Origin of the sequence: Amnibacterium setariae (genome assembly GCF_003581425.1) — a bacterium.
GTDB classification, from domain to species: Bacteria; Actinomycetota; Actinomycetes; order Actinomycetales; family Microbacteriaceae; genus Amnibacterium; species Amnibacterium setariae.
Window position 1 is genome coordinate 993,833 of sequence record NZ_QXTG01000001.1, and the last position, 18,759, is coordinate 1,012,591.

Consider the following 18,759-nt stretch of genomic DNA (forward strand, 5'->3'; position numbering starts at 1 on the left):
GCAGGGGCGGGGCGGAGCTGCGCGCTCCAGTCGCAGTTGTCCGGGAGCGCTCCGGCGCAACTGGGACTGCGGCGCGCAAGTGTCGTCGTCGGTGGTCTCGAGGCGCGCTGCGCTCGCACCTCGACCGGCGGGGGAGGTGCGAGCGCAGACGGCGTCAGTGGGGTCAGTGGGACTCGCGGGAGACCTCGCCGCCGCTCGCGCCGACCAGGAAGTCGAGGTCCGCGCCCGTGTCGGCGCCCTGCACGTGCTCGATGTAGAGCCGCTCCCAGCCGCGGGTCGCCTTCGCGTAGCCCTCGACGAGGGCGGGGGAGGGCGTGCGGCGGGCGAGCTCCTCCTCCGGCACGTCGAGCACGATCGAGCGGTTCGCCACGTCGAGCACGATCTCGTCGCCGTCGTGCACGAGCGCGAGCACGCTGCCGGCGGCCGCGGCCTCCGGCGCCACGTGCAGCACGACCGTGCCGTAGGCGGTGCCGGACATGCGGCCGTCGCTGATGCGCACCATGTCGCGCACGCCCTGCTGCAGGATCTTCTGCGGCAGCGGCAGGTTCGCGACCTCGGGCATGCCCGGATAGCCCATCGGGCCGCAGCCGCGGAGGATCAGCACCGAGTCCGGCGTGACGTCGAGGTCCGGGTCGTCCACGCGGGCGTGGAAGTCCTCGATCGAGTCGAACACGACGGCCTTCCCGCGGTGCTGCATCAGGTGCGGGGACGCGGCGGACGGCTTGATGATCGCGCCGTTCGGCGCGAGGTTCCCGCGCAGCACGGCGATGCCGGCGCCCGCGGTGTCGTCGCTCGCGGCGGAGATGAGCGGCGCGTCCCGGGGTGCGATGACCTCCGTGTTCCAGATCGCCCGGTCGTCGAGGTAGTCGACGAGCGGCCGGCCCGTGACGGTGATCGGCGCCGGGTCGAGCAGGTCCTTCACCTCCGCGAGCACGGCCAGCAGGCCGCCCGCGTTGTAGAGGTCCTCCATGAGGTAGGCGCCGGACGGCTGCAGGTTCACGAGCAGCGGCACGCGCGCCCCGACCTCGTCGAAGTCGTCGAGCGTCAGCTCGATGCCGAGCCGCCCGGCGATCGCCATCAGGTGGATGACGGCGTTCGTCGACCCGCCGCACGCGGCGATCGCCGTGATCGCGTTCAGCAGGGAGCCGCGGGTGATGACGTCGCCGATCGTCCGGCCCTGGTGCACCATGTCGACGATCAGCCGGCCGGTCGCCTGGGAGCCCTCGAGGAGGCGGGCGTCGGGCGCGGGCGTGCCCGCGAGGCCCGGGATGGTCATGCCGAGCGCCTCGGCCATGACCGCCATCGTCGAGGCGGTGCCCATCGTGTTGCAGTGGCCCTTGCTGCGGATCATGGAGCGGTCGGAGGCGAGGAACGCCTCCTTCGACAGGGTGCCGGCCCGCACCTCCTCGCTCAGCTGCCAGGTGCCGGTGCCGCAGCCCATCCGCTTGCCGCGGAACATCCCGTTCATCATCGGGCCGCCCGGCACGACCACGGCGGGGATGCCGACCGACGCGGCGGCCATGAGCAGCGCCGGGATGGTCTTGTCGCACCCGCCGAGCAGGACGAGCCCGTCGATCGGGTTGGCGCGGAACATCTCCTCCATCGCCATCGCGGCCATGTTGCGCCAGAGCATCGCGGTCGGCTTGACGAGCGTCTCGCCGAGGGACACGACCGGCAGGTCGAGCCCGATCCCGCCGGCCTCGGCGACCCCGAGCTTCACCGACTGCATCACCTCGTCGAGGTGCATGTTGCAGGGCGTCAGGTCGCTCGCCGTGTTCGCGATCGCGATCTGCGGCCGCTTCCCGTCGAACGCGTCCTCCGGGTAGCCCCGCCGCATCCACGCGCGGTGGATGTAGCCGTCGCGGCCGTCCCCGTCGCCGTACCCGTACCACTCGTCGCTCCGCAGCCGCTCCCGCGATCCGCCGCCGATGTTCTCCGCAACCATGTGATCCCCTCCTACGGCACCAGGATGCCGCGCCCCGCGGCGCCCTGCCGCAGCTCCGCGTACGCCTCGTTGACCTGGTCCAGCGGTCGGCGCGTGCCGATCAGCTCGTCGAGCGGCAGCCGCCCGGCGAGGTACAGCGCGAAGATCCGCGGCAGGTCGACCCGCGGGTTGCTCGAGCCGTAGAGCGACCCGACGATCCGCTTCTGCCGCTGCACGAGCTCGTTGATCGGCACCGGGAAGGTCGCGTCGGCGCGCGACAGGCCGATCGCGACGAGCGTGCCCTCGGGAGCCAGCGCGGCGACGCCCTGCTGCATCGTCGCCGGCGCGCCGACCGCGTCGATCATCCACGGCGCGCCGCCGTCCGTCAGCTCGGCCACCCGCGCGACCACGTCCTCGTTCCCGGCGTCGATCACGTGCGTCGCGCCGAACCGCTGCGCGAGCGCGAGCTTCGCCGGGTCGAGGTCGATCGCGATGATCGGCTCGGCGCCCGCGAGGCGCGCGCCCATCACGGCCGCGAGCCCGACGCCGCCCGCGCCGATGATCCCGATCGGCCGTCCGCCGGGGGAGTGCACGGCGTTCAGCACCGCGCCGACGCCGGTGATGACGGCGCACGCGGCGATCGCGGCGACCTCGGGCGGCACCCCGTCCGGTACCCGCGTGACGCTGGTCTCCGAGACGACGACCCGCTCCGCGAAGCAGGAGACGCCCATCAGGTGGTGGATCCGCTCGTCGCCGCCGTGCCCGTCGGGCGCGTGCAGGCGGGTCGTGCCGTCGAAGAGGCCGTTCGTCTGCGCGAACACGCGGCCGTACCGGCAGAGCACGGGGTTGCCGCGGACGCACGCGTCGCACTCGCCGCAGCGCGGCCGCCAGAGCAGCGCGACCCGGTCGCCGATCGCGACGCGGTCGCCGGCGCCCGGCCCGAGCGCCTCCACGATGCCGGCGCCTTCGTGGCCCACGACGATCGGCAGCCGCGCGGGCAGGTCGCCCGTCATGTAGTGGAGGTCGCTGTGGCAGACGCCCGCGGCCTCGATGCGCACGAGCACCTCGCCGGGGCCCGGCGCGTCGAGCTCGACGTCCTCGATCGCGAGCGGCTCGCCCGCGGCCCGCAGCACCGCGGCCCTCATGCGCGGGCCCCGGGGAGGGAGGCGACGAGCCGGTCGCGCAGCGGCGTCCGCACCTCGCAGGAGGCGAACGCGAACGAGTCGGCGAGCGCGTCGAGCTCGTCGTCGCCGAGGCCGCGGAACAGGTCGGCGTACTCGTGGGCCATGGGCTGCGCGAGCAGGATGTTGTTCAGCAGGGTCCGCACGAAGTCGACGCGGCCCCACGGGTACGGGTCGAAGTCGGGGAACTCCTGCGCGACGAGCTCCTGGACCGGCCGGGTGACCTCGACCGGATCGATCCCGTCGGAGCCCCACTGGTCCACGCCGAGCCGCCGCTTCTTCGCGACGAAGGCGTCGAACCGGCGGCGGTACGGGGTGTCCTCGCGCACCGAGACGAGCCCCTGCCGCCCGAGGTCCTTGTACATCCAGAGCGCCCAGCTCGCCTCGAACTCGTCGTAGAGCGCGAGCTGGTCGTCGAGGATCCGGCGCCGCAGCGCGTCCTGCTGCTCGTCGCCCGTGTAGATCGGCCCGAACTCGCCGATCAGGATCGGGGTGCCGGTCGAGCGCGCGTAGGCCGAGCGCTGCAGGAACTTCGCCCGCGCCTCCTCGGCCGTGTACGTGTCGCTGCGGCCGAGGCCCGCGGGCACGTAGTCGTGCAGCGTGAAGACGGCGTTGTCGAACGGGTCCTCGTCGAAGAGGTCGAACTCGGTGGCGTACGTGTTGCCGTCGAGGAAGACGGTGTGGTCGGGGTCGACCTCACGGATCGCGGCGACGAGGCGCCGGTAGAAGGGACCGACGACCGCGCGCGTCTCGTCCGCGGGCTCGTTCAGCAGGTTGTAGCCGGCCACCGCCGGGTTCCCGCGGTAGTGCTCGGCGATCGCGCGCCAGAGGTGCACGACCCGGTCCTGGAAGTGCGGGTGCCGCCAGAACTCCGCGCGATGCGTCTCGTTGTCCGAGTGCCAGTGCTGGTTCTGCGACCCGGGGAGGGCGTGCAGGTCGACGATCGAGTACACGCCGTGCGCCGCGAGCGCGTCGATCGCCCGGTCGAGGTGCGCGAAGGCGTCGGGGCGCAGCTCGAACGGCCGCGCGTCGTCCTCGAGGCGCTGGTAGCCGACCGCGATCCGCACCACGGTGAAGCCCTGCTCGGCGAGGAACGCGGCGTCCTCCTCGCCGAAGAACCGCGTGAGGAGGCGGTCGAAGAAGCGCTCGGCGCGGTCGTGGCCGATGCGCTCCGCGACCGTGCGGCGCATCAGGGACTCGTTCGCGGAGTACCCCGTGATGAAGTTCTCCATGTTCAGCCAGCCGCCGAGGCAGACGCCGCGCAGCAGCACGGTCGCCCCATCCGGCGTGACGAACCGCGATCCGTCGGTGCGGATCGGCTGCAGCGCGTTCGGCACGGTGACCCCCTCGTCACGAAACTTTCGCACCAGCCGTGGTGCTGTTTCGTCGCCAGGTTAGCGCGCCTCCGGCAGCACGTCGCCCGGCGCGGGCTCGGCGGTGCGGCGCAGGTGCGCGGAGCCGGCCTCGGCCGCCTGCTGCGCGCCGCCGACGCGCAGCGACCACCGGCCCTCGGGGCCCGTCGCGTGGACCTCCTCGTCGGTCGTCTCGACGGTGAGGACCGCGTCGCCGACCCGCACCTCGCGCACCTCGTCGCCGCCCGGGAAGGCGACGAGCACGAGCCCGTCGAGGTGGTCCGTGTCGGGCCGGTCGTCCCGCTCGCCGATCGGCAGCACCGCGCCCTCCCGCACGTACACGGGCAGCGAGTCGAAGCCGTGGCGCTCGCGCCGCCACACCGGCCCGGTGACGCGCTCGCCGGTGAGCAGCTGCGTCCACGTGCCGGCGGGCAGGTAGAGCTCGACGTCGCCCTCCGCGGAGAACACGGGGGCGACCAGGAGGTCCGGGCCGAGCAGGTACTGCCGGTCGAGCGGCCGCGCCGTCGGGTCCCCGGGGAACGCGAGCACCATCGGGCGCATGACGGGCGTGCCGGTCTCGGCCGCCTCGCGACCCGCGGCGAGCAGGTAGGGGGAGAGGCGGTTCTTCAGCCTCGCGAACCGCCGCGTGACGGAGGTGGCGCTCTCGGGGTCGGCCTCGTCGCCGTCGTCGAAGAGCCACGGCACCCGGTAGGAGTCCGAGCCGTGGAAGCGGCTGTGGCTCGACAGCAGGCCGAACGCGACCCACCGCTTGAACACGTCCGCGGCGGGCGTGCCCTCGAAGCCGCCGATGTCGTGGCTCCAGAACCCGAAGCCCGACAGCGACAGGGACAGGCCGCCGCGCAGCGTCTCCGCCATCGACGCGAAGGTCGAGGTGGAGTCGCCGCCCCAGTGCACCGGGTGCCGCTGGCCGCCGGCGGTCGCCGACCGGGCGAACAGCACGGCCTCGCCCGGGCGCTCCTGCTCGAGCACCTCGTGCACGGCCGCGTTGTAGCGCTCCGCGTACAGGTTGTGCATGCGGCGCGGGTCGCTGCCGTCGGCGTACACGACGTCGACGGGGATCCGCTCGCCGAAGTCGGTCTTCAGGGCGTCGACGCCCTGGCGGAGCAGGACGCGCAGCTTCTCCTGGAACCACGCGACCGCCGCGTCGCTCGTGAAGTCGACGACGCCCATGCCGGCCTGCCACAGGTCCCACTGCCACACGGACCCGTCGGGGCGGCGGAGGAGGTGGCCGGCGGCGGCCGCCTCGGCGAACGCGGGGGAGGCCTGCGCGATGTACGGGTTGATCCAGAGCGACACCTTGAGGCCCCGCTCGTGCAGCCGCGCGAGCATCCCCTCCGGGTCGGGGAACACCCGCTCGTCCCAGAGGAAGTCGGTCCACTGGAACTCGCGCATCCAGAAGCAGTCGAAGTGGAAGACCGACAGGGGCAGGTCCCGGTCGCGCATGCCGTCGAGGAACGACGTCACGGTCGCCTCGTCGTAGTCGGTGGTGAAGCTCGTGGTGAGCCAGGTGCCGTAGCTCCAGGCGGGCACCTCGACCGGGCGGCCGGTGAGCGCCGTGTACCGCTCGAGGATCGCCGCCGGCGTCTCGCCCGCGATGACGAAGTACTGGAGGGACTCGCCCTCGACGGAGAACTGCGCCCGCTGCACCGCCTCCGAGCCGACCTCGAAGGAGACGTGGCCGGGCTCGTCGACGAACACGCCGTAGCCCGCGTCGGTCAGGTAGAACGGCACGCCCTTGTACGCCTGCTCGCTGGAGGTGCCGCCGTCCGCGTTCCAGATCTCGACGGTCTGCCCGTTCTTCACGAGCGGGCCGAAGCGCTCGCCGAGGCCGTAGACGAGCGTGCCGACGCCGAGGTCGAGCTGCTCGTGCACGTACGTCCGCCCGAGCCCCAGCTCCACCGGCGGCGGGTCGACCTGCGCGTCCGGCGCGAGCCGGATCCACGCCTGCGACCGGTGGCCGCTGCCGGTGAGCCGCCGGCCGCCGGCGCGGAACTCGAGGTTCCAGGGCTCGCCCGGGGTCACCCGCGCCTCGAGGCCGCCGCTCGTCACGACGCCGGTGCCGTCGGGCTCCACCGTGACCGAACCACCTGATCGCGGGGCGGTCTCGAAGCGGACGGGCTCGCCGCCGCCGGTGTGGTGCTCGATGCGCACGCGGACCACGCCGGGGATGTGCGGCGCGACCGTCACGGTGAGGACGGGCAGGTTCAGCGTGTCCCCGCGGGTGCGGATCGCCTTCGTCGGTGCGGTGACGACGAGCGCGTCGTCCCGGACCCGGGCCTCGTACGCCTCCCGGGCGTAGTGGGCCTCGACGCCGGGGCGCATCAGCCAGAAGCCGTCGGTGAATCGCACGCCGCACCTTCCCGGGCCGCGCCGCAGCGGCCCGTGTCGCGCCACAGCCTTCCACGTCAGCCGCCGCGAACCGTTGTTACTGCATCGTTATGTGACGGGTCACAAGGGCGGCACCGCAACCTGGATACAGTCTGCGAGTTCTCGACGTCGAGGACGCGGAGGCCCCCGCCCCGCTTGGAGAAAGGTAACGAAGCCTTGAAGAGCACGATCCTGGGGATGGCGACGGTCGCCGTCATCTCGACCCTCGCCCTCGCAGGGTGTTCCGCAGCCGGACCCGGCAGCTCGGACGGCGGCTCCGCCTCCGGCGGTGCCACGAACGCCGCCGGCAAGCGCGCCTGCGTCATCCTGCCGGACACCGAGTCGTCCCCCCGCTGGGAGTCGGGCGACCGTCCCGCGCTGCAGAAGGCGCTCCAGAGCGCCGGCTTCTCCGCGGACATCCAGAACGCGCAGAACGACACCGAGAAGTACGCCACCATCGCGGACCAGCAGCTCAGCAAGGGCTGCGGCGTGATGCTGCTCGTCGACCTGAACGGTGCGGGCGCGCAGGTCCTGACCAAGGCGAAGGGCCAGGGCATCCCGGTCATCGCCTACGACCGCCCGATCGCCGGCGCGGACTACTACGTCTCCTTCGACAACGACAAGGTCGGCCAGCTCGAGGGCCAGCTGATCGTCGACGGCCTCAAGGCCGAGAAGAAGGACCCGAAGACGGCGAAGGTCGTCTACATGGGCGGCGACCCGACCGACGGTAACGCGAAGTTCTTCCACGACGGCGCCGACAAGGTCATGTCCGCCGCGGGCATCAAGCCGGCCTTCGAGCCCAAGGGCACGTGGGACGCCGACAAGTCCGGCACGAACTTCGAGCAGGCCTACACCGCCCTCAAGGGGAACGTGGACGCCGTGTGGGTCGCGAACGACGCGAACGCCGCCAGCGTGATCGCCATCCTCGACAAGAACGGCAAGAAGGTCCCGGTCTCCGGTCAGGACGCCTCGATCGCCGGCCTGCAGAACATCCTGCTCGGCAAGCAGACCGGCACGGTCTACAAGCCGTTCCAGCTCGAGGCCGACGAGGCCGGCAAGCTGGCCGTCAGCCTGCTGCAGGGCCAGAAGCCGAAGGCCCCGTCCGAGGTCAACGGCGTGCCCTTCTTCAACGAGACGCCGATCCTCGTGACCGACGCCGAGGGCATCAAGAAGGTCATCTCCGACGGCAACGCGACCGCCGCCGACATCTGCAAGGGCGACGTCGCCGCCGCCTGCGACAAGGCCGGCATCAAGTAGTCCCCGTCCGGACCGTGGTCCCCGCGCCCTGGATCGGGCGCGGGGACCTCGGTCCGTCCGACATCGGCCGGATCGAACCGCCGCACCCGCGGCGGACGCGGAAGGAGGGGGCATGGCCGCCCCGATCATCGAGCTCAAGGACATCCGGAAGGGCTTCGGCCCGGTCGAGGTCCTGAAGGGCGTCAACCTCAAGATCTACCCGGGCCAGGTCAGCGCCCTCGTCGGCGACAACGGCGCCGGCAAGTCGACCCTGATCAAGGGGCTCGCGGGCGTGCAGCCCTACGACTCCGGCGAGGTCCTCGTCGACGGGGCGCCGGTCCACCTCGGCTCGCCGAAGGAGGCCTCCCGCCACGGCATCGAGGTCGTGTACCAGGACCTCGCGCTCTGCGAGAACCTCGACATCGTCCAGAACATGTTCCTGGGCCGCGAGGAGCGCGAGCACGGGATGCTCAGCAACGGCGAGATGGAGAAGAAGGCGTCCGCGACGCTCGGCTCCCTCTCCGTCCGCACCATGAAGTCGGTGCGGCAGAAGGTGTCCTCGCTCTCCGGCGGTCAGCGTCAGACGGTCGCGATCGCCCGCGCCGTGCTGCAGGAGGCCCGGGTCGTCATCCTCGACGAGCCGACCGCCGCCCTCGGCGTCGCGCAGACCGCGCAGGTCCTCGCGCTGGTCCGGCGCCTCGCGGACGCCGGCGTGGGCGTGCTGATCATCAGCCACAACCTCGCCGACGTGTTCCAGGTCGCCGACCACATCAACGTGCTCTACCTCGGCACGATGGTCGCCCAGGTCGAGACCGCGAAGACGAACAACAACGACGTCATCGGCTACATCACGGGCCTGAAGACGTACGAGCCCGACCTCGAAGGAGCGGCCCGATGACCACCACGAAGGGCACCGACCCGTCGCTCGCGACGGCGCTCGACGTCGCCGGCGGGGCGACCCCTCCCGGCATCGCGACCGGCTACGAGGGCGGCATCGGCGACCAGGTCAAGGCGTACGTCTCCCGGGTGCGGAGCGGCGAGATGGGCATGCTGCCCGCCATCGCCGGCCTCATCGTCCTGACGATCCTGTTCTCGGCGCTCAGCCCGTTCTTCCTGACGCGGCTGAACATCGCGAACCTCTTCACGCAGTCCGCGTCCCTCGCGGTGCTCGCGATCGCGCTGGTCTTCGTGATCCTGCTCGGCGAGATCGACCTCTCCGCGGGCGTCACGGCCGGCGTCGGCATGGCGGCGTTCGTGCTGCTGAACAGCCTCGCGGACTGGAACTGGGCCGCGGCGCTGCTGGTCGGCCTGCTCGTCGGCCTCGCGATCGGCACGTTCATCGGGTACTTCGTGGCGAAGGTCGGCATCCCGTCGTTCGTCGTCACGCTGGGCCTGTTCCTCGGCCTGCCCGGTCTGCTGCTCGTCATGCTCGGCGACGGCAACACCTACCGGATCCAGTCGCCCGAGGTGCTGGCGATCATGAACAACAACCTGCCGCAGTGGGCGGGCTGGGTCATGTGGGCCGTCATCGTGCTCGTGTCGATCGGCAGCGCCTACTACGACCGCGGCCGCCGGCTGAAGGCGGGCGTGCCCGTCCGGCCGCTCGGCCTGCTGTGGATCCGCGTCGCGGTCGTCGCGGTCGCGTCGCTGATCTTCGTGCTGCTGCTGAACCAGAACCGGTCCGTCTCGGTCGTGCCCGTCGAGGGCGTGCCGATCGTCGTGCCGATCACCCTGGCGATCATCTGGATCGGCACGCAGGTGCTCGACCGCACCCGGTTCGGCCTCCACCTCTACGCGGTGGGCGGCAACCCGGAGGCGGCCCGTCGCGCCGGCATCAACGTCGCGGCGATCCGCATCTCGGCGTTCATGATCTGCTCGACGCTCGCGATCGTCTCCGGCCTCTTCACCGCCAGCCGCGTCGGCACGGTCGGCTCGAGCTTCGGCTCGACCATCGTGCTGAACGGCGTCGCGGCGGCCGTCGTCGGCGGCGTGAGCCTGTTCGGCGGCCGCGGCCGCCTCGTCCAGGCGGCCGTCGGCGCGATCCTCATCTCGATGATCACGAACGGCCTCGGCCTGCTCGCCCTCCCGGGCGGCATCAACCTGCTGATCACCGGCGGCGTGCTCGTGCTCGCCGCCACGGTCGATGCCCTGTCGCGCAAGCGCTCGGGCGCCTCGCTCGCGAGGACCTGATCGGGTCGGCGCAGCCGCAGGGGGAGGGCCGTCCGGTGCACGGGCGGCCCTCTTCCGTGCGCAGGGAGTGAGCGCTCATAACGAGCGCGTCACGATGCGCGCCACGCGCCCCGGTGAACTTGACCTGACCGACTTCTCGGACGATCATCTCCCCTCGGATGTGACCGTTCACACGGTGTCACACGAACGGCGACGAGGGCGTCGGTCGGCCTCTGGCCGGACCGGATCCACCGGCCGCCCGTCCGTGCCACCGCCGGGGCGGCGCCTCCCGCACCATCCGAGCTCGAACCCGCGCGTCCGCGCCCGTTCGACCCGGGTCCCTCGCACCACGAGCGACACGATGACGTCCGCGCAGGACAGATAGGGAACAACAGTGAAGTTCAAGAAGCTGGCCGTCGGCGCCGTCGCCGTCGGCATGGCCTTCTCCCTCGCGGCCTGCTCCGGCGGCCGCGGCAGCGACTCCGCCGCCTCCGGGAGCACCGACAACAAGGGCGCCCTCGTCGGCGTCCTCATGCCCAACAAGACCTCGACCCGCTGGATCCACGACGGCGACGCCGTCAAGGCGGGCCTCGAGAAGCTCGGCTACAAGGTCCAGCTCGACTACGCGAACGACAACATCCCGACGCAGGTCCAGCAGGTGTCGAACGACATCACCAAGGGCGCGAAGGTCCTGATCATCGCGTCGATCGACGGCACCGCGCTGTCCGACCAGCTCGACACCGCCGGCAAGAAGGGCGTCAAGGTCATCGCCTACGACCGCCTGATCAACGGCAACAAGAACGTCGACTACTACACGACGTTCGACAACTACAAGGTCGGCGTCGACCAGGCCACCAGCCTCCTCACGGGCCTCGGCCTCGTGGACGCGGACGGCAAGAAGACGGACAAGAAGGGCCCGATCAACGTCGAGCTCTTCGCCGGCTCGGCCGACGACAACAACGCGACGTTCTTCTTCAACGGCGCGATGGACACCCTGAAGCCCTACATCGACGACAAGACCATCGTCATCAAGAGCGGTCAGACGTCGTTCCAGCAGGTCGCGACCCAGCAGTGGGACGCGAACCGCGCCAAGCAGCGCATGCAGAACATCATCGCGAAGTCCTACTCGAGCGGTGACAAGGTGCAGGGCATCCTGTCCCCGTACGACGGCATCTCGATCGGCATCATCTCCGCGCTCACGGGTGCGGGCTACGGCGGCTCCGGCACGAAGCTCCCGATCATCACCGGTCAGGACGCGGAGATCCCGAGCGTCAAGTCGATCATCGCCGGCCAGCAGTACTCGACCATCTACAAGGACACCCGTCAGCTGGCGGACGAGTCCGTGAAGATGGCGAACGACCTGCTCACGGGCAAGACCCCCGAGGTCAACGACACCAAGAGCTACAACAACAAGGTCAAGGTCGTCCCGTCCTACCTGTTCCAGCCGGTCGTCGTGACGAAGGACAACTACGAGAAGGTCCTCGTCGACAGCGGCTACTACTCGGCCTCCGACCTCAAGTAGTCCCCACACCGCCGCGGCGCTCCCGCCGGCCCGGTCCCGCCCTCGGGCGGCCGGGCCGGCGGGGGCGCCCTCGGCACGTCATGAAGCAGTAGGAAGAGGAGCGGCATGGCCGACACGATCCTCGAGATGCGCGGCATCACGAAGACCTTCCCCGGTGTCAAGGCGCTGCAGGACGTCACCCTGCAGGTCGAGCGCGGCACCGTCCACGCGATCTGCGGCGAGAACGGGGCCGGCAAGTCGACCCTGATGAAGGTGCTCTCCGGGGTCTACCCCGCCGGCAGCTTCGACGGCCAGATCCTGCTCGAGGGGTCGCCGGTCGAGTTCCGCTCGATCAACGACTCCGAGGCCGCAGGCGTCGTGATCATCCACCAGGAGCTGGCCCTCAGCCCCTACCTCTCGATCGCGGAGAACATCTACCTCGGCAACGAGCAGTCCCGCGGCGGTCTCATCGACTGGAACCGGACGAACCTCGAGGCGGGCAAGCTGCTCCGCCGGGTCGGCCTGAAGGACAACCCGATCACGAAGATCGTCGACATCGGCGTCGGCAAGCAGCAGCTCGTGGAGATCGCGAAGGCGCTCTCCAAGGAGGTCAAGCTGCTCATCCTCGACGAGCCGACCGCCGCCCTGAACGACGACGACTCCGCCCACCTGCTCGGCCTGATCTCCCAGCTCCGCGAGGAGGGCATCACCTCGATCATCATCAGCCACAAGCTGAACGAGATCGAGGCGATCGCGGACAAGGTCACGATCATCCGCGACGGCCGCACCATCGAGACGCTCGACCTGAAGGCGGGCGAGGTGTCCGAGGAGCGGATCATCAAGGGGATGGTCGGCCGCGACCTCGAGAGCCGCTACCCGGACCACGAGCCGCACATCGGCGAGGAGCTGCTGCGCATCGAGGGCTGGAACGTCTTCCACCCGATCGACCGCAGCCGCCAGGTCGTCTTCGACGCGAACCTCGTGGTGCGCGCGGGCGAGATCGTCGGCATCGCGGGCCTCATGGGCGCCGGCCGCACCGAGCTCGCGATGAGCGTCTTCGGCCACTCCTACGGCTCCAACATCTCCGGCCACGTGTACAAGCGCGGCCGCGAGATCAAGGTCAACACCGTCGCGCAGGCCGTCGAGAACGGCCTCGCCTACGCGACGGAGGACCGCAAGCGCTACGGCCTCAACCTGATCGACGACATCAAGCGGAACATCTCCGGCTCCGCCCTCGGCAAGCTCGCCACGTGGGGCGTCGTCAACGGGAACAAGGAGACCACGGTCGCCAACGAGTACCGGAAGAGCATGAACATCAAGGCGCCCACGGTCGCCGCGATCACGGGCAAGCTCTCCGGCGGCAACCAGCAGAAGGTCGTGCTGTCCAAGTGGATGTACAGCGACCCCGACGTGCTGATCCTCGACGAGCCCACCCGCGGCATCGACGTCGGCGCGAAGTACGAGATCTACACGATCATCAACCGCCTCGCCGACCAGGGGAAGGGCGTCATCGTCATCTCCTCCGAGCTGCCCGAGCTGCTCGGCATCTGCGACCGGATCTACACGCTCAGCGAGGGCCACATCACCGCGGACGTGCCGCGGGCCGAGGCCACGCCGGAGCACCTGATGCAGTACATGACCACCTACCGGGAGACCACGGAAGCATGACCAGCACCCTCACCCCCGAGCAGCGCGGCGCCGCGCCCGTGCCGACGCCGCCGCAGGGCAACCCCGTGGGCCGCGCGCTGCGCTACCTGCGCAGCCAGCTGAGCCAGACCGGCCTGTTCCTCGCGCTGATCGTCATCGTGCTGTTCTTCCAGATCACCACGGGCGGCGTCACGCTGCAGCCGGACAACGTCTCCAACCTGATCAACCAGAACAGCTACATCCTCATCCTCGCGGTGGGCATGGTCATGGTGATCATCGCGGGCCACATCGACCTGTCGGTCGGGTCCGTGGTCGCGTTCGTCGGTGCCGTCGCCGGCGTGATGATCACGCGCATGGGCATCCCGTGGCCCGTCGCGATCGTGCTCTGCCTCGTGCTCGGCGCCGTCGTCGGCGCCTGGCAGGGCTTCTGGATCGCCTACTTCGGCATCCCGGCGTTCATCGTCACCCTGGCCGGCATGCTGCTGTTCCGCGGCCTCGCGCAGGTCGTGCTCGGCGGCACGCAGATCTCGCCCTTCCCGGACGGGTTCCGCGCGATCGGCTCCGGCTTCCTGCCCGCCTTCGGCACGACCGGCTACGAGCCGCTGACGATGATCCTCGGCGCGCTCGCGTCGATCGCGATCGTGATCACGCAGCTCCGCCAGCGCAGCATCCGCCGCAAGTACGACCTCGAGGACGAGCCGCTCGTGTGGTTCCTCGTCAAGCTCGTCTTCACCGTCGGGCTCGTGCTGCTCGTCACCGTGCTGCTCGCCAGCTACAACGGCACCCCGATCGTGCTGCTGATCCTCGGCGCGCTCGTCGTCGTCTACACGCTGGTCATGGGGCGCACCGTCTTCGGCCGCCACATCTACGCCATCGGCGGCAACCTCGCCGCGGCGCAGCTCTCCGGCGTGAAGACGAAGCGGACCACGTTCCTGCTGTTCGTGAACATGGGCGTCATCGCGGCGCTCGGCGGCCTCGTCTTCACGGCGCAGCTGAACCTCGCGAGCCCGGTGAACGGCAACGGCTTCGAGCTCGACGCCATCTCCGCCGTCTTCATCGGCGGCGCGGCGGTGACCGGCGGCATCGGCACGGTGCCCGGCGCGATCATCGGTGGTCTGATCATCGGCATCCTGAACAACGGCATGTCGATCCTGAACGTCGGCATCGACGTGCAGCAGGTCATCAAGGGCCTCGTGCTGCTCGCCGCGGTCGCGTTCGACATCTACAACAAGCGCCGCAGCGGCGGTCGCTGACCCCGCTCGCACGCGCACGGAGGGCCCCGCCGGACGGCGGGGCCCTCCGTCGTCCCACCCCGTCGATCGAGGTGCGAGCGAAGCGAGCCTCGAGATCAGGACCCGCGGGGTGGTCTCGAGGCTCGCTGGCGCTCGCACCTCGACCAGCGGGAGCGGGCGAGGCGTGGTTCGCGGGGTGGAGCGAGCTCCGCGGCTCAGCCGCGCGGGGCCGCCGTCGAGCCGCGGAGGACGAGCTCCGGGACCATCGGGGTCTCCGCCGGCGCCTCGCCGAGCAGCGCGGTGATGCAGCGCCGGCCCAGCTCCGCGAAGTCCTGGCGCACGGTCGTGAGCGGCGGCCACAGGTGCGCGGCCTCCGGCACGTCGTCGTAGCCGATGATCGACAACTCGCCGGGCACGTCGACGCCGAGGTCGCGCGCGGCGTGCATGAGGCCGATCGCCATCGCGTCGTTGCTGCAGAACCAGGCGGTCACGTCCCGCCACTGGAGCAGCTGCAGGCCCGCGCGGTAGCCGAAGTCGGCGGTCCAGTCGCCGAGCACCGGCACGGTCACCGGCAGGTCCTGCGCGTTCAGCTCCTGCAGGAAGCCCTGCATCCGCGCCTCCGCCTCGATCCAGTCGCGCGGACCGGCGAGGTGGCCGATGGACCGGTGCCCGAGGTCGATCAGGTGCCGGGTCGCGATGCGGGCGCCCGCGATCTCGTCGACGCGGAGCGCGGACGCGTCGCCCGGCCCGAGCGCGCGGAGCGTGATGTACGGCACGCGCGGCGCCAGGTCCGCGATCGTGTCGAACACGCGCTGCTGCGGCGCGATCACGACGAGGGCCTCGATGTCCTGGTCGAACAGGTTCGCGAGCGCGTCCCGCAGGGAGGACTCGTCGGGCTCCGCGACGGAGGACGACGTGACGAACCAGCCGCGCTCCCGCGCCGCCTGCTCGATCGCCTGGATGCTCCGGGCGGGCCCGTACTGCGCCCGGGTGGAGGCGAGCACCCCGATGGTCCGCGTCCGGCTCGTGCTGAGCGCGCGGGCGGCGGCGCTCGGCCGGTACTGCAGCTCCGCCATCGCGGCGAGGACCCGGTCGCGGGTCTCCTCGCGGATGCTGACGTGGTTGTTCAGCACGCGGGAGACGGTCTGGTGCGAGACCCCGGCGATGCGCGCCACGTCGCGGATCGATGCCGCGCGCGGCGCCCGCGTGGGGGTCGACATCCTGCGCCTCCATCGGTCGCGCGACGAACAGCGGCCAGGCTATCGCGACCGCGCGGAGGGGAGCGGCCCCGCGCGGCAATACGCTCACCGGGGAGGTGCGATGGACCAGGGACCCGGACTGCTCGGCGCCGCGGACGTGCGCCGGTTCGCGGCCGCGCTCGGCGTCGCGCCGACGAAGTCGCTCGGCCAGAACTTCGTGCACGACGCGAACACGGTGCGGCGCATCGTGCGGGTCGCGGGCGTCGAGGCGGGGGAGACGGTGCTCGAGGTCGGACCCGGCCTCGGCTCGCTGACCCTCGGGCTGCTCGAGGCCGACGCGGCCGTGGTCGCGGTCGAGATCGACGAGCGCCTCGCCGCCGCCCTGCCGGCCACCGCGGCGGAGCGACTGCCCGCGGCGGCCGAGCGGCTGACCGTCGTGACCGGCGACGCCGTCCGCGTGCCCGTGCCCGGCGAGCCCGTGCGGCTCGTCGCGAACCTGCCCTACAACGTCGCCGTGCCGATCCTGCTGCGGCTGCTGGCGGACGTGCCGTCGCTCGCCTCCGGCGTCGTGATGGTGCAGTCGGAGGTGGGGGAGCGGCTCGCCGCGGGACCCGGGTCGAAGATCTACGGGTCCCCGAGCGTGAAGGCGGCCTGGTACGGGCCGTTCGCGCTCGCCGGGCAGGTGCCCCGCGGCGTGTTCTGGCCGGTGCCGAACGTCGACTCGGTCCTGGTGCGCTTCGAGCGCGCGACGCCGCCCGGCGACGAGGCCCTGCGCCGGAACGTGTTCCGCCTCGTGGACGCGGCCTTCGTGCAGCGCCGCAAGACGCTGCGTCAGTCGCTGGCGCCGGTGCTCGGCGGCGCGTCCGCCGCGGCCGAGGTGCTCGAGCGCGCCGGCGTCGACCCGGCCCTGCGCGGCGAGCGGCTCGACGTCGCGCGCTTCGTCGAGGTCGCCCGGGCCGCCGACGCGGTCGGGGCGGGCTGAGCCGGCGCCTCGAGCTCCCCGGCCGCCGGCGGCACCTCGTCGACCTCGACCGCCTCGACCACGGGCTCCACCGGGTCCTCCACCTCGTCCGGCAGCGCCGCGGGCAGCGCGACCGCACCGGCCTCCGACACGAGGTCGATCCGCTCCCGGCGCACCTCGCCGGTCACCTCCCGGCGGTCGACGACCTCCTCCTTGACGAGGCGGATCCGCTCGACGGGCACCACCTCCGTCGTGACGACGACGCGCTCCTCGTAGAGCACGACCTCCTGCTCCTCCGGCCCGATGACGGCGCCCTCGACCGGCGCCGCGCCCTCGATGGGCTCGCGGATCAGCCGGTACTCCTCGCGCCGGACGGGCACGGTGAGCGTCCGCTGCTCCGTGACCACGACCTTCTGCAGCCGCACCCGGGTCCGCGGCACGCGCTCCGTCTCGACCCGCAGGCGCTCCTCGGAGGCGGTCATCACGCCCGCCTCCTCCGCCGGGGCGTCCGGGCCGGATCCGCCGGCCGCGGCCTCGGCGGGGGTCGCGGCGGCCTCGGCCTCCGCGACGGGCTCGGACCAGAACGCGCGGACCTCCGCGCGCTCGCCGTCGGCGAGCCGCGCGTCCGGTCGCCGTCGGGGTGCCGCCGCGAACCGGGAGCGCGGCACCGTGACGGCGACGACGTCGTCCTCGAGCACCGCGCCGTCGAGCGGCACGAGCACCTCCTCGGTGCCGAAGAGGTTGCCGCGCACGCCGACCCAGCCCAGCCGGTCCCCGTCGCGGTAGACCTGGCGGACGCGGCCGAGGCGCTCGCCGCGGCGGTCGACCACCTCGAGCCCGGCGAGGGAGGCGGGGGCGGCGTCGGCTGCGAGCACGGGTGGAACTCCTGGTCAGCACTGGATCGGGCGGTCGGTCGGAGGATAGGGCATCCGTCGGTGGACCGGACCCGTCGGAAGCGCCTCGCTTCGTTGCGGATAGGTTCTCCTCATGGGCGCTCCGATCCGCTCGGTGCTGGTGCGGGCACCGGGGAAGATCAACGTCGCGATGCGCGTCGGGGCGCCGATGGCGGACGGATACCACGACGTCGCCACGGCGTACCAGGCGGTGAGCCTCTACGAGGAGCTGCGGGCCGAGCGGGACGACGAGCTGTCGCTGACCTTCTCGGGCCCGATCGCGACGGGCGGGCTGCCCGTCGACCGCACCAATCTCGTGCTGCGCGCCGCGCACCTGCTGCAGGCCCGGTCCGGGTACCGCGGCGGCGCTCGGATCTCGGTGGTCAAGCGGGTGCCGATCGCCGGCGGCATGGGCGGCGGGTCGGCGGACGCGGCCGCCGCGCTCGTCGGCCTCGACGCGCTGTGGGGCCTCGGGCTCGGGCGGGAGGACCTGCTCGGGCTCGCGGCCGAGCTCGGCGCGGACGTGCCGTTCGCGCTGACCGGCGGCACCGCCATCGGCACGGGGCGGGGCGACCTGCTGAGCCCGGCGCTCGCGAAGGGCCCGTTCCACTGGGTGGTCGCCCTGTCGGAGCCGGGGCTCAGCACGCCCGCCGTGTACGGCGCCCTCGACGAGCACCGCGAGCGCCACGCGGCGGACCTGCCGCCGACGGCGGCTCCGCACGTCGATGCGGCGGTGCTGCAGGCGCTGCGGTCGGGCGACCCGGTCGCGCTGGCGGAGTCGCTGCACAACGACCTGCAGGTGGCCGCGCTGCACCTGCGGCCCGAGCTGGCGGACCTGCTCGAGCTCGGCGAGCGCAACGGGGCGCTCGCCGGGATCGTCTCCGGATCCGGGCCGACGATCGCGTTCCTCGCCGCCGACCTCGACGCGGCGCTCAGCCTGCAGATCGCGCTCTCGGCCGCGCGGCACACCGTGCTGCGCGCGACCGGTCCGGCGCACGGCGCCCGGCTCGTCGGCTGACGCGGCGAGGGCCGCCCACCGGACGGTGGACGGCCCTCGTGCTGCGTGCGATGCAGGA

At 71.9% G+C, this 18,759-nt stretch carries 13 protein-coding genes and 1 pseudogene; 8 read left to right on the top strand and 6 right to left on the bottom strand.

Annotation, left to right across the window (positions count from 1 at the left end):
- Positions 1-163 precede the first annotated feature (163 nt).
- From D1781_RS05040 to yicI, 4 genes are read right to left on the bottom strand one after another with little or no spacing between them, the layout of a single operon-like run.
- Complete coding sequence (locus D1781_RS05040) at positions 164-1,945, bottom strand: dihydroxy-acid dehydratase (RefSeq protein ID WP_119481133.1); 1,782 nt, start codon at positions 1,943-1,945, stop codon at positions 164-166.
- 11 nt (positions 1,946-1,956) lie between these two features.
- Positions 1,957-3,069, bottom strand: coding sequence for a zinc-binding dehydrogenase (locus tag D1781_RS05045; RefSeq protein WP_119481134.1), 1,113 nt, complete (start codon positions 3,067-3,069; stop codon positions 1,957-1,959).
- Positions 3,066-4,442, bottom strand: coding sequence for a glycoside hydrolase family 5 protein (locus D1781_RS05050; RefSeq protein ID WP_199706390.1), 1,377 nt, complete (start codon positions 4,440-4,442; stop codon positions 3,066-3,068). Before D1781_RS05050 ends, D1781_RS05045 begins: the two co-directional genes overlap by 4 nt.
- 57 nt (positions 4,443-4,499) lie before the next feature.
- Positions 4,500-6,827 carry an alpha-xylosidase gene (gene yicI / locus D1781_RS05055; protein WP_119481135.1) on the bottom strand — a complete coding sequence of 776 codons (2,328 nt, stop codon included), beginning with the start codon at positions 6,825-6,827 and terminating at the stop codon, positions 4,500-4,502.
- A 216-nt stretch (positions 6,828-7,043) separates the two neighbouring features.
- Between yicI and D1781_RS05060 the strand changes: the two genes are divergently transcribed.
- The 6 genes from D1781_RS05060 (at position 7,044) to mmsB (ending at position 14,651) form a co-directional block, all read left to right on the top strand.
- Entirely contained in the window at positions 7,044-8,102 is a 1,059-nt protein-coding gene (locus D1781_RS05060) for a sugar ABC transporter substrate-binding protein (protein ID WP_119481136.1), read from the top strand.
- 112 nt (positions 8,103-8,214) lie between these two features.
- Complete coding sequence (locus D1781_RS05065) at positions 8,215-8,979, top strand: ATP-binding cassette domain-containing protein (protein WP_119481137.1); 765 nt, start codon at positions 8,215-8,217, stop codon at positions 8,977-8,979.
- Entirely contained in the window at positions 8,976-10,271 is a 1,296-nt protein-coding gene (locus tag D1781_RS05070; protein WP_119481138.1) for a sugar ABC transporter permease, read from the top strand. Before D1781_RS05065 ends, D1781_RS05070 begins: the two co-directional genes overlap by 4 nt.
- 373 nt (positions 10,272-10,644) lie before the next feature.
- On the top strand, positions 10,645-11,772 hold the full coding sequence (gene chvE, locus D1781_RS05075) for a multiple monosaccharide ABC transporter substrate-binding protein (protein ID WP_325048786.1): 1,128 nt from the start codon (positions 10,645-10,647) through the stop codon (positions 11,770-11,772).
- 105 nt (positions 11,773-11,877) lie between these two features.
- Complete coding sequence (gene mmsA, locus D1781_RS05080; RefSeq protein WP_119481139.1) at positions 11,878-13,419, top strand: multiple monosaccharide ABC transporter ATP-binding protein; 1,542 nt, start codon at positions 11,878-11,880, stop codon at positions 13,417-13,419.
- Complete coding sequence (gene mmsB / locus D1781_RS05085) at positions 13,416-14,651, top strand: multiple monosaccharide ABC transporter permease (protein ID WP_119481140.1); 1,236 nt, start codon at positions 13,416-13,418, stop codon at positions 14,649-14,651. Before mmsA ends, mmsB begins: the two co-directional genes overlap by 4 nt.
- 194 nt (positions 14,652-14,845) lie before the next feature.
- Here the strand turns inward: mmsB and D1781_RS05090 are convergent, their stop codons facing one another.
- On the bottom strand, positions 14,846-15,850 hold the full coding sequence (locus D1781_RS05090) for a LacI family DNA-binding transcriptional regulator (RefSeq protein WP_119481141.1): 1,005 nt from the start codon (positions 15,848-15,850) through the stop codon (positions 14,846-14,848).
- Between the two features lie 100 nt (positions 15,851-15,950).
- On the opposite strand from D1781_RS05090, the gene rsmA reads away from it, so the two are divergent.
- The gene (gene rsmA, locus D1781_RS17870; protein ID WP_119481142.1) at positions 15,951-16,811 is read left to right on the top strand and encodes a 16S rRNA (adenine(1518)-N(6)/adenine(1519)-N(6))-dimethyltransferase RsmA; all 861 of its coding nucleotides are present in this window, start codon (positions 15,951-15,953) and stop codon (positions 16,809-16,811) included.
- A gap of 146 nt (positions 16,812-16,957) precedes the next feature.
- Here rsmA and D1781_RS17875 read toward each other — a convergent pair.
- Positions 16,958-17,665 (bottom strand): annotated as a pseudogene (locus D1781_RS17875) (DUF2382 domain-containing protein); the annotation flags it as partial.
- A 112-nt stretch (positions 17,666-17,777) separates the two neighbouring features.
- Between D1781_RS17875 and D1781_RS05105 the strand changes: the two are divergent.
- The gene (locus tag D1781_RS05105) at positions 17,778-18,701 is read left to right on the top strand and encodes a 4-(cytidine 5'-diphospho)-2-C-methyl-D-erythritol kinase (RefSeq protein WP_119481144.1); all 924 of its coding nucleotides are present in this window, start codon (positions 17,778-17,780) and stop codon (positions 18,699-18,701) included.
- The last annotated feature ends 58 nt before the right edge of the window (positions 18,702-18,759 follow it).

Coding starts and splice junctions, on each gene's coding strand:
- D1781_RS05040 (WP_119481133.1), bottom strand. CDS start 1,945: ATGGTTGCGGAGAACATCGGCGGCGGATCGCGGGAGCGGCTGCGGAGC.
- D1781_RS05045 (WP_119481134.1), bottom strand. CDS start 3,069: ATGAGGGCCGCGGTGCTGCGGGCCGCGGGCGAGCCGCTCGCGATCGAG.
- D1781_RS05060 (WP_119481136.1), top strand. CDS start 7,044: ATGGCGACGGTCGCCGTCATCTCGACCCTCGCCCTCGCAGGGTGTTCC.
- D1781_RS05065 (WP_119481137.1), top strand. CDS start 8,215: ATGGCCGCCCCGATCATCGAGCTCAAGGACATCCGGAAGGGCTTCGGC.
- D1781_RS05070 (WP_119481138.1), top strand. CDS start 8,976: ATGACCACCACGAAGGGCACCGACCCGTCGCTCGCGACGGCGCTCGAC.
- mmsA (WP_119481139.1), top strand. CDS start 11,878: ATGGCCGACACGATCCTCGAGATGCGCGGCATCACGAAGACCTTCCCC.
- mmsB (WP_119481140.1), top strand. CDS start 13,416: ATGACCAGCACCCTCACCCCCGAGCAGCGCGGCGCCGCGCCCGTGCCG.
- D1781_RS05090 (WP_119481141.1), bottom strand. CDS start 15,850: ATGTCGACCCCCACGCGGGCGCCGCGCGCGGCATCGATCCGCGACGTG.
- rsmA (WP_119481142.1), top strand. CDS start 15,951: ATGGACCAGGGACCCGGACTGCTCGGCGCCGCGGACGTGCGCCGGTTC.
- D1781_RS05105 (WP_119481144.1), top strand. CDS start 17,778: ATGGGCGCTCCGATCCGCTCGGTGCTGGTGCGGGCACCGGGGAAGATC.